The sequence below is a fragment of the Bacillus sp. FSL K6-1366 genome (assembly GCF_037976695.1).
Taxonomy (GTDB): Bacteria; Bacillota; Bacilli; order Bacillales; family Bacillaceae; genus Bacillus; species Bacillus subtilis.
In genome coordinates this window covers 2,274,344-2,290,000 of the sequence record NZ_CP150268.1, presented here as the reverse complement: position 1 = coordinate 2,290,000, position 15,657 = coordinate 2,274,344, and the positions used below count along the sequence as shown (strand labels likewise).

Sequence of the window (15,657 nt, the reverse complement as noted above, 5' to 3'; positions counted from 1 at the left end):
TGTCCTACAACCCCAAGAGGCAAGCCTCTTGGTTTGGGCTAATCCCGTTTCGCTCGCCGCTACTCAGGGAATCGCATTTGCTTTCTCTTCCTCCGGGTACTTAGATGTTTCAGTTCCCCGGGTCTGCCTTCTCATATCCTATGAATTCAGATATGGATACCACTCCATTACGAGTGGTGGGTTTCCCCATTCGGAAATCTCCGGATCAAAGCTTGCTTACAGCTCCCCGAAGCATATCGGTGTTCGTCCCGTCCTTCATCGGCTCCTAGTGCCAAGGCATCCACCGTGCGCCCTTTCTAACTTAACCGTTAAAAAGAATCACTATGTGATATCTTGTATTACTAATTGAATGTGATGTCTACTGTTATCTAGTTTTCAAAGAACACGTTTCGAAGGAATGATCCTTCAAAACTAAACAAGACAGGGAACGTTCTGTTTATAAGACCCAAGGTCTTATATTCCGTATAATATCCTTAGAAAGGAGGTGATCCAGCCGCACCTTCCGATACGGCTACCTTGTTACGACTTCACCCCAATCATCTGTCCCACCTTCGGCGGCTGGCTCCTAAAAGGTTACCTCACCGACTTCGGGTGTTACAAACTCTCGTGGTGTGACGGGCGGTGTGTACAAGGCCCGGGAACGTATTCACCGCGGCATGCTGATCCGCGATTACTAGCGATTCCAGCTTCACGCAGTCGAGTTGCAGACTGCGATCCGAACTGAGAACAGATTTGTGGGATTGGCTTAACCTCGCGGTTTCGCTGCCCTTTGTTCTGTCCATTGTAGCACGTGTGTAGCCCAGGTCATAAGGGGCATGATGATTTGACGTCATCCCCACCTTCCTCCGGTTTGTCACCGGCAGTCACCTTAGAGTGCCCAACTGAATGCTGGCAACTAAGATCAAGGGTTGCGCTCGTTGCGGGACTTAACCCAACATCTCACGACACGAGCTGACGACAACCATGCACCACCTGTCACTCTGCCCCCGAAGGGGACGTCCTATCTCTAGGATTGTCAGAGGATGTCAAGACCTGGTAAGGTTCTTCGCGTTGCTTCGAATTAAACCACATGCTCCACCGCTTGTGCGGGCCCCCGTCAATTCCTTTGAGTTTCAGTCTTGCGACCGTACTCCCCAGGCGGAGTGCTTAATGCGTTAGCTGCAGCACTAAGGGGCGGAAACCCCCTAACACTTAGCACTCATCGTTTACGGCGTGGACTACCAGGGTATCTAATCCTGTTCGCTCCCCACGCTTTCGCTCCTCAGCGTCAGTTACAGACCAGAGAGTCGCCTTCGCCACTGGTGTTCCTCCACATCTCTACGCATTTCACCGCTACACGTGGAATTCCACTCTCCTCTTCTGCACTCAAGTTCCCCAGTTTCCAATGACCCTCCCCGGTTGAGCCGGGGGCTTTCACATCAGACTTAAGAAACCGCCTGCGAGCCCTTTACGCCCAATAATTCCGGACAACGCTTGCCACCTACGTATTACCGCGGCTGCTGGCACGTAGTTAGCCGTGGCTTTCTGGTTAGGTACCGTCAAGGTACCGCCCTATTCGAACGGTACTTGTTCTTCCCTAACAACAGAGCTTTACGATCCGAAAACCTTCATCACTCACGCGGCGTTGCTCCGTCAGACTTTCGTCCATTGCGGAAGATTCCCTACTGCTGCCTCCCGTAGGAGTCTGGGCCGTGTCTCAGTCCCAGTGTGGCCGATCACCCTCTCAGGTCGGCTACGCATCGTCGCCTTGGTGAGCCGTTACCTCACCAACTAGCTAATGCGCCGCGGGTCCATCTGTAAGTGGTAGCCGAAGCCACCTTTTATGTTTGAACCATGCGGTTCAAACAACCATCCGGTATTAGCCCCGGTTTCCCGGAGTTATCCCAGTCTTACAGGCAGGTTACCCACGTGTTACTCACCCGTCCGCCGCTAACATCAGGGAGCAAGCTCCCATCTGTCCGCTCGACTTGCATGTATTAGGCACGCCGCCAGCGTTCGTCCTGAGCCAGGATCAAACTCTCCGATAAAGTAGTTTGACTGACTACGCACATCGCTGTGCGATTTTTAAAAACTGAATTAACAGGTACGTTTTGTCTTGTTTAGTTTTCAAAGATCATTTTGTTCACTTCGTTCAAGCGACTTTATTATTATAACTCGTTGACTCAGTGAAGTCAACAACTTTTTTGAAGTTCTTTTTTTCGTTATCGCCTTGTTTAGCGGCAACGAATAATAATATACCACCTAGTAAATAATAGTGCAATAGTTTTTTTGAAGAAATACTAAGGAATTTAAAAAGAGCGGCATCCTTTCCCTATGGAGGATACCGCTCTTCTTTATTAGCGTTGTCTCATTTGCGGGAATAACAGCACATCGCGAATAGAAGGGGCATTCGTCAGCAGCATAACCAGACGGTCGATACCGATGCCTAAACCTCCTGTTGGCGGCATACCGTATTCCAGAGCTTCAACAAAGTCTTCATCCATTAGATGAGCTTCATCATTACCGGCTTCACGCTCTTTTAATTGCGCTTCAAAGCGTTCTCTTTGATCAATAGGATCATTCAGCTCTGTAAACGCGTTGGCATGTTCACGGCCAACGATAAACAGCTCAAAACGGTCTGTAAAACGCGGGTCCTCAGGGTTTTTCTTAGCAAGAGGAGAAATTTCTACAGGATGCCCGTAAATAAACGTTGGCTGAATAAGCGTTTCTTCAATTTTTTGTTCGAAGAATTCGTTGATGATATGCCCTACTGTCATAGAATCTTTAATTTCTACACCATGTTCTTTTGCATATTCACGCGCCTGCTCAACAGTAACCTCTTCCCAGAAATCAACGCCAGTCGCTTCTTTGACTGCGTCAACCATATGGATTCTTTTCCACTCCGGTTTAAGGTCGATTTGCTCTTCCCCGTATTGAATCGTAGTTGTGCCAAGCACTTCTTGGGCGATATGAGCGACAAGGTTTTCAGTTAAGCTCATGATATCTTTATAGTCCGCATATGCTTCATATAACTCAATCATTGTAAATTCAGGGTTATGGCGTGTAGAGACACCTTCGTTACGGAAAACACGGCCGATTTCATATACTTTTTCTAAACCGCCGACAATTAGACGTTTTAGGTGCAGTTCGATAGCAATACGCATATAGAGTGGAATGTCTAACGCGTTGTGGTGAGTGATAAACGGACGTGCAGAAGCTCCCCCAGGAATGCTGTGCATTGTAGGTGTTTCTACTTCTAAGTATCCATGATCATCAAGGTATCTTCTCATAGCTTGAATGATCTTGCTTCGTGTAATAAACGTATGTTTGCTGTCTGGGTTTACGATAAGATCCAGGTAGCGCTGACGGTAGCGCTGCTCAACGTCTTTTAAACCATGGTATTTGTCAGGAAGCGGACGAAGCGCTTTTGTCAGCAATTCAAAGGAAGTTGCTTTAACAGACAATTCGCCTACATTTGTTTTGAAGACTTTTCCGGTTACGCCGATAAGATCACCGAGGTCAGAAGACTTGAAGATTTCATATTGGTCGTCACCGACACTGTCTTTTCTTACGTAGATTTGGATTTGGCCTTCTAAATCCTGAAGATGGGCAAAGCCGGCTTTTCCTTTGCCGCGTTTTGTCATCATGCGGCCTGCGATTGTAACTTCAATCGCTTTTTCTTCTAACTCTTCTTTGGTTAGATCTTGATATGCCGAAATAACTTCTTGAGACTGATGAGTTCTTTCAAAACGTGCGCCGAATGGATCGATGCCGTTATCTCTCAGCTGATTCATTTTATCGCGTCTGACTTGCAGCTGATCATTCAATTCTTCATGGTTATGCTCTTCTTGACTCATTGTTATCACTCCATTACAGATATTGTTTCATGAAAAAAGCAGAAAAACTGCCAGCGTAAAACTAGCAGTGAGCAGCAAATAGAGGTGAGTATTATCCTACTTTTGCATTTTGAAGCTCTTTTGCCTCAACTTCAACCGTAAATGCATCTAAAAGCTGTACAAACTCTTCTCTCGTCTCGCAATGATTGATTTCATTACGAACGTTCGCATTGCCTTTCACGCCTTTCAGATACCATGCAGCGTGCTTTCTCATTTCTCTTACCGCTACGTTTTCACCTTTTAAGTCAATCAGGCGGTCAAGATGCAGTTTGCATACGGCCATTTTTTCGCGTACTTGCGGCTCTTCTTTTAATTCACCTGTTTCAAGATACTGAACCGTACGGTAAATCATCCACGGGTTGCCCAATGCAGCGCGTCCGATCATAACCCCGTCTACTCCTGTCTCATCGAGCATACGCTTAGCATCCTGCGGTGTCTTAACATCGCCGTTTCCGATAACCGGAATCGATACTGATTGTTTTACTTCTTTGATGATATCCCAGTTTGCCGTTCCTTCGTACATCTGCACTCTCGTACGGCCGTGAAGCGCAACTGCTTTACCGCCCGCACGTTCTACAGCCTGTGCATTTTTCACTGCGAAAATGTGGTCTTCATCCCAGCCCATTCTCATTTTCACTGTAACTGGTTTATTAACAGCATCCACTACTGCAGAAACCATTTCGTAAATCTTATCAGGATCGAGAAGCCATTTGGCTCCCGCATCGCATTTTGTAATCTTCGGCACGGGACATCCCATGTTAATATCAATGATATCAGCAGTTGTGTTTTGGTCTACAAACTTCGCCGCTTCCACAAGGGTTTCCTTTTTTCCTCCGAAAATTTGAAGGCTCAGTGGTTTCTCACGTTCATCAATATAAAGCATACCCATTGTTCTTGCATTGTTGTAAAGGATCGCTTTGTCACTGACCATTTCAGCGCATACCAATCCGGCTCCGAATTCCTTTACAGTCAATCTGAACGCAGAGTTGCAGACACCAGCCATAGGTGCGAGCACAACCCGGTTTTTCAATTGAATATCTCCGATTTTGAACAATTTTTCTCCTCCTTTCATTTGTTCTATTTTTCTGGCGGCGCCAATTCGTCCGCACTTATATTTAAAACATCTGCTGCATCTTGAATGATGGCAGCTGACGGCAATCGGTTTCCGCGTTCAATTTCGCCGAGAATAGAAACTGATATACCTAATGCTTTTGCAAATCCTTCTTGAGTATAACCTTTCAGCTTTCTGAATGCACGAATTCGTCTACCCCAGATTTCTGCTTCCATACTCTTACACCTTCTTGGTCTGTTTCGGCGCTTGTAGCCTCTTTTTCAACCTGCTGGCAAATTTCCGCAAGCGGCGCAAGGACAAACAAACGCTCATACATTCTCGGATGCGGAACAATTAGTTGCTCTGTTTCAATATTTTCACGATTAAATAACAAAATGTCAAGGTCTGCCGTCCGCGGCCCCCATCTTACTTCCCTTGTTCTGCCTAATTCATTTTCTATCTGCTGCGTCAGTTCAAGGAGTTCAAAAGGGTTCAGTGATGTCTTGATTTCAACAGCCATATTCAAAAATTGAGCTTGATCTTCGTATCCGACCGGGTCAGTTTCGTAAATAGACGACACTTTAGTGACTGTCACCGCAGCATGCTGATGCAGTAAAGCCACTGCTTGCCTTAAATACGTTTCTCTATCTCCAATATTAGATCCAAGTGCAATATAAGCTATGTTGTTCATGACTTTTTTCTCGTAATTTCAATTGCTACTGATTTATAGTGTCCGGGAATTGGCGGGTCTGGCTTAATCACTTTCACCGTACATTGCTGAACAGGCTGAAATTTTTCGAGAACAGTGCCAGCAATACGTTCCGCCAGCGTTTCCACCAATTTTACAGGCTCCCCTTCCACGATATCTTTACATACGTGATAGAGCTCAGCATAGTTGATCGTTTGCTCAAGGTCGTCTGTTTGTCCGGCCTTGCTTAAATCCAGCTCAGCGGTTAAATCGACTTTAAACCGCTGGCCAAGTTTGTTTTCTTCTTTGAACACACCGTGATATCCGTAAAACTCCATACCTTCTACATAAACTTTATCCATGGTGCACCCCTCCCTTATTCAGCATCGCGTCCATCATTTTCGCCATTCTGGCAATTTGCTTTACATCATGGACCCTGACAATGTCACAGCCTTTTTGAATGCCGAGACACACAGTCGCGCCTGTGCCCTCAGCCCGCTCCTCAGGCGGAAGATCCAGAACACGTCCGATGAATCTTTTTCGGGAGGTTGCCAGAAGAACCGGATACCCCAGCCCGCTGAAAATCTCTAGTTTGTTCATCACTGCCAAGTTATCGTGATAGGTTTTCGCGAAACCGATACCGGGATCAAGAATAATGTTCTTCTCGTCTACTCCGGCCTCAACAACAATTTTTACACTCTCCATTAAGTCCGACAGCATATCCGGCAATAAGTCATTGTAGTTTCTTTCAGGGCGGTTATGCATGAGAACAATTGGAACATTATGTTCAGCTGCAACGGAAGCCATCTTCGGATCATGTTTGGCTCCCCAAATATCATTGATAATGGATGCGCCGGCTTTCACTGCTTCATCTGCGACAGAAGCCTTGTACGTGTCTATAGAAATAGGAACACCAAGCTCTTTCGTAATCCGCTCAATCACCGGAATGACTCTGGACATCTCCTCATCCTCAGATACGCACTCAGCGCCAGGCCTTGTCGATTCCCCTCCGATATCAATGATATGGGCACCATCATCGATCATCTCTTTCGCGTGCAGCAGCGCCTTGTCCAAGCTGTCATATTTCCCACCGTCCGAGAAAGAGTCAGGCGTTACGTTTAAAATTCCCATCACCAGCGTCTTCTCTTTATATGATAAAGCGCTGGGCTTAGTGTGGATTACTTGTGTTTGATCTATTGTGTGCTGCGCCATGCTCTTCCTCCCTTTTCATACATCATGTTCTTTATTTCTTTTTTGTATAACAATTGAAGAGCGGAGGTTGCTTCTCCGCTTTGGCTTCCATAGTTTACTTCTTCTATTTTAGTAAACGGGATGATTTCAAGAACCGAGTTCGTCATCCACGCTTCGTCAGCTGTCAAGAGAGCTTCTAGCTCATATCGGCCCGTTTTGAGCTCCAGGCCGATATTCTTTGCATTTTCTATGATAAAACGTCTCGTGACGCCGTCCAGAATACCGGTATCAAGCGATGGCGTATAGATACAGCGAGCTTTTCTCCAGAAGACATTAGATATGATACCCTCTGCAACAGCTCCATCCTCCGTTAAGAAAATTCCCTCGACACGCGGATCATTTCCAATTTCCCGTTTCGCATACATATTATTTAGATAATGATGAGATTTTAACCGGAACGATCCCTCTGGAGTGTTTCTCCGTATCGATAAAACCTTTCCTTCTTTTTGCAAAGGAAGACTTTCTGGTTTCAGCTGATTCACAAAGCATAAAACGGTCGGCTTATCGTACGTCTGGGCGACAAAGCCTTTATCGCTGATTCCCGCTGATATGTTCAGTCTGACGCGGGCATTGCCATCCTTGATATCATTTAGCTTAAGCAGCTTGTCCAGCATCTCAAGGATCTCATGCTTTGAAACAGTATATTCGATTTGCAGATCCTTAAGCGCGCGTTCAAGCCTTTCTATATGCCAATCAAGCAAAAACGGGCAGCCTTCGTAGAGCCTGAAGGTTTCGAAAACACCGATCCCATATAAAAACCCATGGTCAAAAGGAGAAAGAACTGCATCTTTCTCCTCCATATACCGGCCGTTCACATATATCATCACGCAATAACTTCCTTGCGATATGTCTCAATAAAATTTCTGAGCATTTCTTTCCCAAAGGAGGTCATAATAGACTCTGGGTGAAATTGCACGCCCTCTATCGGGAGGTCATTGTGGCGAATAGCCATGATTTCTCCTTCTTTCGTTTGTGCTGTTACTGTAAAACAGTTTGGCAGCGTCTCAGGTTTTACGATCAGCGAGTGGTATCGCGTCGCAACAAGGGGGTTTTTCAACCCTTCAAAAATGGTTTTGCCGTCATGCTCGATATCCGAGGTTTTCCCGTGCATAAGCCGTTCTGCCCTAACAACATCACCACCGAACACTTGTGCGATGGACTGATGTCCGAGACATACACCGAAAATAGGAATTTTCCCTGCGAAATGTTTAATTGCTTCGAGGCTGATTCCCGCCTCATCAGGGCTGCACGGTCCGGGAGATATCATCAGAAAGTCCGGAGACAGTTCTTCAATTTCTTCGATTGTGATGCTGTCATTGCGTTTCACAACCAGCTCTTCCCCAAGCTCGCCCAAATACTGTACCAAGTTGTACGTGAATGAATCGTAGTTATCAATCATTAAAATCATTTCTCCGCTCACCTCATCTAATTTTTGTCTCTTCTTTGCTCAGCTCTAATGCTCTTTGCATCGCAAAAGCTTTTTTGAATGATTCCTTGTATTCGTGCTTCGGAACAGAATCAATCACAACTCCTGCGCCGGACTGCATAAATGCCTGCCCTCCGGTTGCATAAATGGTTCGAATGACGATATTAAACTGCAGATCGTGATTATATCCAAACCATCCTATAGATCCAGTATAAAGCCCTCGGCGTGTCGGCTCAAGTTCTTCTATAATTTCCATCGTTCTTACTTTTGGTGCACCAGTAATGGTTCCTCCGGGAAACACAGCATGAATAATATCTACAGCATCATACCCATCCTGCAGTTCACCTTGGACATTAGACACAATGTGCATCACATGCGAGTATTTTTCAATTGCCATGAATTCATTTACGCGCACAGACCCGTAACGTGATACTCTTCCCAGATCATTTCGCTCAAGATCAACCAGCATGACATGTTCCGCGCGTTCTTTTTCATTGTGTATCAATTCGTTTGCAAGCGCCTCGTCTTCTTCATTTGTTTTCCCTCTGGAACGGGTGCCCGCAATCGGTCTTGTCTCTAATAGCTTGCCCTTTTTGCTGACAAGCAGTTCAGGCGATCCGCAAATGATTTGGAAATCAGGTGTTTCTAAATACGCCATATAAGGAGAAGGATTTACTTCTCTCAAGGTTTTGTAAATTTGATATGGGTGGGCAGACAGTGACTGTGACTGCCTTATTGATAGATTGACTTGAAACACATCTCCGCTGGCAATGTATTGTTTGATTTTCTCTACAGCTTGTGAGAACCCATCCTCGGTAAATGGCGCCGCGAAGGAACCATCTGTTTCAGGGTTCATCTCTCGCGAAGAGACAGCGGGAAGCTCAGTCAGCCACATCTGCTCTAACTCAGATAGCCTCACATCCGCTGTTTCCTGATCAGAACCATTAACATGAGTAATCAGCCATAGAGACTCTTCTTGATGGTCATAAACTGCTATATCATCAAAAACAAGAAAATAAATATCTGGTGTTTCTAGATCATCTAATGAGAGCATTTTAAAATTTTCAATGTACCGTGCGTAATCATAGCTGAGAAACCCGATTGCCCCGCCTTGAAAGTCAGGGAACTCATGATTCGTTTCTGTTTCCAGCGTTTCAAACCAGCTGTGGAAGGCCCGTAATGGATCACCTTCTTTAAACAGCATCTCATCACCATGCTTAATTGTAGTTATTCCGTCTTTTCCTTTCACAGTCGCAATTGGATCAAGACCGGCTATACTATATCTGCCGCCTCTTGCACTTTCGAGAAGTACATGATGTTTTCGGGATTGCGCAAGTTTCTCAAATTGTTGTAAGAATGAGTCTTTTTGAAAAGGTACTTTTTTGCCTGCCGGTCTGCGTTGTGCCATTTGTATCATTCCTCTATTTTCTTTTTTACTTGTTTTTAATTGTAAAGCAATGTTGTTAGTGAAAAAAGTGAATTTCTCTTCCAAGAATAACATTCGTCGCAGACATGGCATATTTGATGCACGAAATATAAAAAAACTCCCGGCGGGACCGGGAGTTTTGGCTTTTTTTAATCGAATTGATACAGCGGCGTGCTTAGATAACGTTCGCCATTACTTGGAATGATGGCCAATACTTTTTTGCCTTTTCCGAGTTTTTTTGCTACTTGAAGAGCAGCATAAATTGCCGCACCTGATGAGATGCCTCCGAGAATTCCTTCTTCACGTGCAGCTCTGCGGGCATATTCGAATGCTTCTTCATTCTTCACAGGGAAGATTTCATCATATACTTCAGTGTTTAAGATGTCCGGCACGAATCCAGCTCCGATTCCCTGAATTTTGTGGGGGCCTGGTTTTCCTCCTGAAAGCACTGGGGAATCTGACGGTTCAACAGCGTAAATCTTGATGGAAGGGTATGCTTCCTTCAGCACTTCGCCCGCTCCCGTAATCGTTCCGCCCGTTCCGATTCCGGCTACAAATGCGTCAAGCTGGTCATCACCGAATTGCTCAACGATTTCTTTACCCGTTGTTTGGCGGTGAATTTCTGGGTTAGAAGGGTTGTTAAACTGCTGCGGCACAAAGTATCCGTGTTTTTCAGCAAGCTCTTCAGCTTTCTTAATGGCGCCTTTCATGCCTTCCGCACCAGGAGTCAGCACAAGCTCAGCACCGTATGCGCGAAGAAGGTTGCGGCGCTCCATGCTCATTGTATCAGGCATAACCAAAATGGCTTTTAATCCTTTAGCAGCAGCAACCATTGCAAGCCCAATTCCAGTATTTCCGCTTGTCGGTTCAATGATTGTATCACCGGCTTTTAATTTTCCTTCTTTTTCAGCCGCTTCAATCATGGCTAAACCGATACGGTCTTTTACACTGCTTCCAGGGTTCATGTATTCAAGTTTTAGATATACATCCGCACTGTTTTCATCTGCAAGGCGATTTAATTTAACGATTGGCGTATTCCCAATTAATTCAGTAATGGAGTTTGCTACACGTACCATTCTCGACACCTCAATTTCCGACTATTTGTATTGGTATTATGTATATAATCTATCAATTTCAAAATTTTTTGTCAATCACTTAGTACTTTTTTCCCCATAAAACCAAGATACATCGGCTTCTTTCCAAAGTGTCTTAACTGTCGCTTTATCACCTAGCTGATCCATTGCGATTTGCCGTCTGATCTGGCCCTTTACTTCATCAAATGAGAACGTTCTTGCCTTTAGTTTTTCTTTCAGCTGGATAATGGCATATCCGTTGCTGACCTTTATTGGTTCCTGAGACCATTCATCCTCTTTGAGTGTTTTCGCCTCTTCAATGTATGCTGATGGAATGTTGTCTGATGCCTCTGTGACAAAACCTAAATCTCCGCCGTATGGTGATGTATATCTGTCAGTGGATCTTTCGGCAGCGACAGCTTCAAAGCTTGATCCGCCTTTCAGTTCTTTCAGGACTTCTCTCGCTTCTTCTTCATCTTTTACAACAATGTGCCGAATTCGATACGAATCATCAAACTGATATAGTTCCTTATTTTTATGATAGAATGATTCCAATTCTTTGTTTGAGATATCGATATCTCTTGTTAACAATTCCTCAAGGAGGATATTATAACGAATTTGGTCTTTCCACTCTTTCTCCGTCGTATGTTCATCTTCGTAAAAGGAATTATTGACCGCTTTAATCAGCAAAAACTCACGATCAACTTCGCTTTTGGATATTTTAAGGTTGTTCTTTTTAGCCAGCTGCTCAACAACTCGGACATTGATCATATCTTCAAGCGTTGACTTACCATACTGATCTTCCATTTCTTTCAGCCATTCTTCTCTTGTCACACTCTTGCCCCCGATAGTCGCAATAGACTCACCGGATGACGATGCGCCGGCTTGGGATTTCGTCAGCGTATATGCAACAGCAATACAGCATACCAACAGCGCCCCTAAAATAATGGTCCAGATTGTTCTTGATTTCAAACCTGCTTTCAGCCCCTTTTCTCAAATTAAAAACCCGCTAAAGAGCTTAGCGGGTAGTTTGGTCACGAAGCCCTTCCAGCTCTTCTTTTGTAAATAAGTACTTTTCATTACAAAAATGGCATACTGCTTCGGCTTGTCCATCTTCTTCTATCATATCTTGAATTTCTTTTTTGCCTAGTCCTAAAATGGCTGTTTCGAACCGTTCTTTTGAACAAGGGCAATGGAATCTGACAGGCATCGTTTCCAAAATCTCAGGTTTCTCGCCTAGGACTTCTTCTAAAATTTCTTCTGGTGTCAGCCCTTTTTGGATGAGCTTAGAAATCGGCTCTACTTGAGATAGACGCTGTTCAATTTTTGTGATTGTTTCATCATCTGTTCCCGGCATCAGCTGAATAATAAAGCCCCCTGCCGCAAGAATGGTATTGTCAGGATTTACGAGCACACCTACCCCCACTGATGAAGGAACCTGCTCAGATGATACAAGATAGTAAGTGAAATCATCGCCTAATTCTCCTGAAACGATTTCTACTTGTCCTGTGAAGAACTCGCGCAAACCTAAATCTTTTACGACACTTAACGTTCCGTTTGTTCCAACCGCACGTCTGACATCAAGCTTACCTTGTTCATTTAAATCAAAATGAACTTGCGGGTTAGAGACATAGGCTCTGACTTCTCCTTTGGCATTGGCATCAGCTACAATAGCTCCGATCGGACCTCCGCCCTCGATTTTCACGGTCAGCTTATCATCGCCCTTCAGCATAGCGCCGAGCATAAGTGAAGCTGTCATTGTGCGGCCCAGTGCAGCGGATGCTGTCGGCCACGTACCATGGCGTCTTTGTCCCTCATTTACCATATCAGTCGTTCTCGCCGCATAAGCCCGAACTTTTCCGTCATACGCAAGTGCTTTTACTAAATAATCCATTACTAAACCTCCTATACACTTCCTACGCGGTTTCTTTCATAAATCAATTCCAGCCCTTTTAGGGTTAAGAATGGATCAACGATGTCTATACAATCTGATTCGTTCGCAATGAGCGGCGCCAGGCCTCCTGTCGCAATGACCTTTGGTTCCTGTTTTGCCTGCCATTTCATTCGCTTAACGATTCCTTCCACTTGGCCGACATAGCCAAATAAAATTCCAGATTGCATCGCGCTAACAGTGTTTTTTCCGATAATATTGTCGGGCCGGGTGATTTCGATACGCGGAAGCTTTGCTGCACGCGAGTAAAGCGCCTCTGTCGAAATTGTAATCCCAGGGGCAATCGCCCCGCCCATGTATTGTTTGTTTTCATCAATATAGCAGTACGTTGTGGCGGTTCCGAAATCGACAACAATTAATGGATTGCCGTATAAGTGTATCGCAGCGACAGCATTTACGATTCTGTCTGCCCCCACTTCTTTCGGATTGTCATATTTTATATTTAAACCGGTTTTCATACCTGGACCAACAATTTGAGGCTCGATATGAAAGTATTTTGTGCACATTCTTTCTAACGCAAACATGATTGGCGGCACTACTGACGAAATAATAATGCCATCTATCTGTTCAAACATAAGCCCGGAGTGATCAAATAAGGAGCGCAAAATCATCCCAAACTCATCTTCTGTTTTATGCCTGCTTGTTTCTATACGCCAGTGATATTCTAATTTTCCATCATGATATACACCAAGTACAGTATTGGTGTTCCCCACATCGATAACCAGTAACAACCTCTATCACCACTTTTGAATAGTTTCTCTACTTTACTTTTTACAAACATTCTACAATACCATACACGATCAGCGGCTCATTTGTAAACAAATCGATACCAGAATTGGATGATTGCAAAAGCCGCACCTGAGCCCATAATTTACATAAAAAAACTGCCAGCGTCAGCCGGCAGTTTTTTTAGAAAGAAAGCGAATTACTCTTTCGTATCGTCTTTCTTTTCTTCTGTTTTTGTCAGAATGTTTACTTTCACATCATCGTTCTTTTCATCATCTGAGAAATTACGCTCAGGTAATGTTCCATGATCGATAAGGTGTTTGATTTGTTCAGCGTCAAGCGTTTCAACTTTCAGAAGCGTTTGGGCAATCAATTCAAGCTTGTCACGATTTTCAGTCAGGATTTGTTTCGCACGCTCATAACATTCTTTGATGATGCGCTGAATTTCCTGATCAATTTCGTAAGCGATTTGATCACTGTAGTTCTGTTCGTTGTTGAAATCACGGCCTAAGAATACCTGACCGCCCTGAGACTGTCCAAATTGCAACGGTCCCAGTTTTTCTGACATACCGAATTCTGTAACCATTCGTCTTGCAATATTCGTCGCACGCTGGAAGTCATTGTGCGCCCCTGTGCTGACTTCACCGAAGATAATCTCTTCAGCAACACGTCCGCCCAAGAGGCCGACAATTTTATCAAGCAGCTCCGGCTTTGTTTGGAAATAACGGTCTTCTCTTGGCAGCATAACAGCATAACCGCCAGCCTGGCCCCGAGGAACAATCGTTACTTTATGAACCATATCTGCCTCATCTAAAACGAGACCGATAACGGTGTGTCCGCCTTCGTGATAAGCCACGATATTGCGTTCTTTCTTGGAGATAACGCGGCTCTTCTTAGCGGGTCCGGCAATTACACGGTCCGTCGCTTCGTCAATATCACGCGCATCGATTTTTTTCTTGTTTTGACGAGCCGCTACAAGCGCAGCTTCATTCAAGAGGTTTTCTAAGTCAGCGCCTGAGAAGCCTGGTGTTCTCATGGCAATTGATTTTAGGTTAACCGTTTCATCCAGCGGTTTGTTTCTCGCATGGACTTTCAATACAGCTTCACGGCCAATGACATCTGGGCGGTCCACTGTGATTTGACGGTCAAAACGTCCCGGACGAAGTAAGGCTGGGTCCAAGATGTCCGCACGGTTCGTCGCAGCAATGATGATAATTCCTTCATTAGCGCTGAATCCGTCCATTTCAACAAGCAATTGGTTTAGCGTCTGTTCACGTTCATCGTGTCCACCGCCGAGACCAGCGCCACGCTGGCGTCCGACTGCGTCAATTTCATCAATGAAGATCAAACAAGGCGCATTCTTTTTCGCATTTTCAAACAAGTCACGCACACGGGAAGCACCGACCCCTACAAACATTTCAACGAAATCAGATCCGCTGATGCTGAAGAAAGGTACGCCGGCTTCTCCTGCACAAGCCTTGGCAAGCAATGTTTTACCGGTACCCGGAGGTCCGACTAAAAGCACGCCTTTCGGTATTCTGGCGCCGAGCTCGGCAAACTTGCGGGGATCTTTCAGAAACTCAACAACTTCAACAAGTTCTTGCTTTTCTTCGTCAGCCCCTGCAACGTCTTTAAATTTGACGCGTTTCTTTTCCTCTGTATACAGCTTCGCTTTACTCTTGCCAAAGTTCATGACACGGCTGCCGCCGCCTTGAGCCTGATTGAGCAGGAAGAAAAACAGAATAAAGATAATGACAAATGGGATGATGGTCGTCAGGAACGTCACCCATCCGCTTGTTTCTTGCGCGGGCTCAACCTTTACGTCTGTCTTTTTCAAAGCGTTAAATATCTGGTCTGCTCCCTTTCCTTCAGGAACATGAGTCAAAAAGTATTGATCTTTGTCGTAGTTTTTCAGCTGCCCTTTTACCTCATAAACACCTCTGACAGGCTGAACCGATACGCTATCAACTTTCCCGTCATCCAGGTTTTTGATGAACGTACTGTACGACATATTTTCTGTTTTCGGATTTGAGGTCTGGAAGTAGCTCACAACCCCGATTACTACTAATAAAATAAGTAAATAAAAAATGGTATTACGGAAGACCCGATTCATTCCTTACCTCCTCCCACAGTAAGCACAACTATGTTCAATAGTACCATAGAAAATCATTCCAATACAAACAATAACCA

General features: G+C 44.8%; 14 protein-coding genes and 2 rRNA genes (1 of these 16 running past the window's edge). All 16 read right to left on the bottom strand.

Annotation, left to right across the window (positions count from 1 at the left end; translation table 11 throughout):
* A 23S ribosomal RNA gene (locus MHI44_RS12015) occupies positions 1 to 307 on the bottom strand; it reaches 2,621 nt to the left of the window's first position.
* Positions 308 to 477: 170 nt separating this feature from the next.
* Positions 478 to 2,027 (bottom strand): 16S ribosomal RNA (locus tag MHI44_RS12010).
* The 16S and 23S rRNA genes sit together here, the layout of an rRNA operon.
* Positions 2,028 to 2,336: 309 nt before the next feature.
* Positions 2,337 to 3,836, bottom strand: a complete 1,500-nt coding sequence (gene lysS / locus MHI44_RS12005; protein WP_003226674.1) for a lysine--tRNA ligase — start codon at positions 3,834 to 3,836, stop codon at positions 2,337 to 2,339.
* A gap of 91 nt (positions 3,837 to 3,927) precedes the next feature.
* The gene (gene dusB / locus MHI44_RS12000) at positions 3,928 to 4,929 is read right to left on the bottom strand and encodes a tRNA dihydrouridine synthase DusB (RefSeq protein WP_014475588.1); all 1,002 of its coding nucleotides are present in this window, start codon (positions 4,927 to 4,929) and stop codon (positions 3,928 to 3,930) included.
* A 23-nt stretch (positions 4,930 to 4,952) separates the two neighbouring features.
* The gene (locus tag MHI44_RS11995) at positions 4,953 to 5,162 is read right to left on the bottom strand and encodes a helix-turn-helix transcriptional regulator (protein ID WP_003226678.1); all 210 of its coding nucleotides are present in this window, start codon (positions 5,160 to 5,162) and stop codon (positions 4,953 to 4,955) included.
* Positions 5,114 to 5,617 (bottom strand): 2-amino-4-hydroxy-6-hydroxymethyldihydropteridine diphosphokinase, encoded by a 504-nt coding sequence (gene folK / locus MHI44_RS11990; RefSeq protein ID WP_003242690.1) that lies wholly within the window; start codon positions 5,615 to 5,617, stop codon positions 5,114 to 5,116. Before folK ends, MHI44_RS11995 begins: the two co-directional genes overlap by 49 nt.
* Positions 5,614 to 5,976 (bottom strand): dihydroneopterin aldolase, encoded by a 363-nt coding sequence (gene folB, locus MHI44_RS11985; protein ID WP_014478613.1) that lies wholly within the window; start codon positions 5,974 to 5,976, stop codon positions 5,614 to 5,616. The genes folK and folB overlap by 4 nt, the downstream gene beginning before the upstream one ends.
* Entirely contained in the window at positions 5,969 to 6,826 is an 858-nt protein-coding gene (gene folP / locus MHI44_RS11980; RefSeq protein ID WP_339201993.1) for a dihydropteroate synthase, read from the bottom strand. The genes folB and folP overlap by 8 nt, the downstream gene beginning before the upstream one ends.
* The gene (gene pabC, locus MHI44_RS11975; protein ID WP_024571696.1) at positions 6,808 to 7,689 is read right to left on the bottom strand and encodes an aminodeoxychorismate lyase; all 882 of its coding nucleotides are present in this window, start codon (positions 7,687 to 7,689) and stop codon (positions 6,808 to 6,810) included. Before pabC ends, folP begins: the two co-directional genes overlap by 19 nt.
* Entirely contained in the window at positions 7,689 to 8,273 is a 585-nt protein-coding gene (gene pabA / locus MHI44_RS11970) for an aminodeoxychorismate/anthranilate synthase component II (RefSeq protein WP_015715111.1), read from the bottom strand. Before pabA ends, pabC begins: the two co-directional genes overlap by 1 nt.
* A gap of 13 nt (positions 8,274 to 8,286) precedes the next feature.
* Positions 8,287 to 9,699 (bottom strand): anthranilate synthase component I family protein, encoded by a 1,413-nt coding sequence (locus tag MHI44_RS11965; RefSeq protein WP_317680318.1) that lies wholly within the window; start codon positions 9,697 to 9,699, stop codon positions 8,287 to 8,289.
* Positions 9,700 to 9,866: 167 nt separating this feature from the next.
* Positions 9,867 to 10,793 (bottom strand): cysteine synthase A, encoded by a 927-nt coding sequence (gene cysK / locus MHI44_RS11960; RefSeq protein WP_003218399.1) that lies wholly within the window; start codon positions 10,791 to 10,793, stop codon positions 9,867 to 9,869.
* A gap of 75 nt (positions 10,794 to 10,868) precedes the next feature.
* Positions 10,869 to 11,762, bottom strand: a complete 894-nt coding sequence (locus tag MHI44_RS11955; RefSeq protein WP_141950067.1) for a peptidyl-prolyl cis-trans isomerase — start codon at positions 11,760 to 11,762, stop codon at positions 10,869 to 10,871.
* 46 nt (positions 11,763 to 11,808) lie between these two features.
* Positions 11,809 to 12,684 (bottom strand): redox-regulated molecular chaperone HslO, encoded by an 876-nt coding sequence (gene hslO / locus MHI44_RS11950; RefSeq protein WP_003226695.1) that lies wholly within the window; start codon positions 12,682 to 12,684, stop codon positions 11,809 to 11,811.
* Positions 12,685 to 12,695: 11 nt separating this feature from the next.
* Complete coding sequence (locus MHI44_RS11945) at positions 12,696 to 13,472, bottom strand: type III pantothenate kinase (protein ID WP_010886388.1); 777 nt, start codon at positions 13,470 to 13,472, stop codon at positions 12,696 to 12,698.
* Between the two features lie 194 nt (positions 13,473 to 13,666).
* On the bottom strand, positions 13,667 to 15,580 hold the full coding sequence (gene ftsH, locus MHI44_RS11940; RefSeq protein WP_003243881.1) for an ATP-dependent zinc metalloprotease FtsH: 1,914 nt from the start codon (positions 15,578 to 15,580) through the stop codon (positions 13,667 to 13,669).
* Between the last annotated feature and the right edge of the window lie 77 nt (positions 15,581 to 15,657).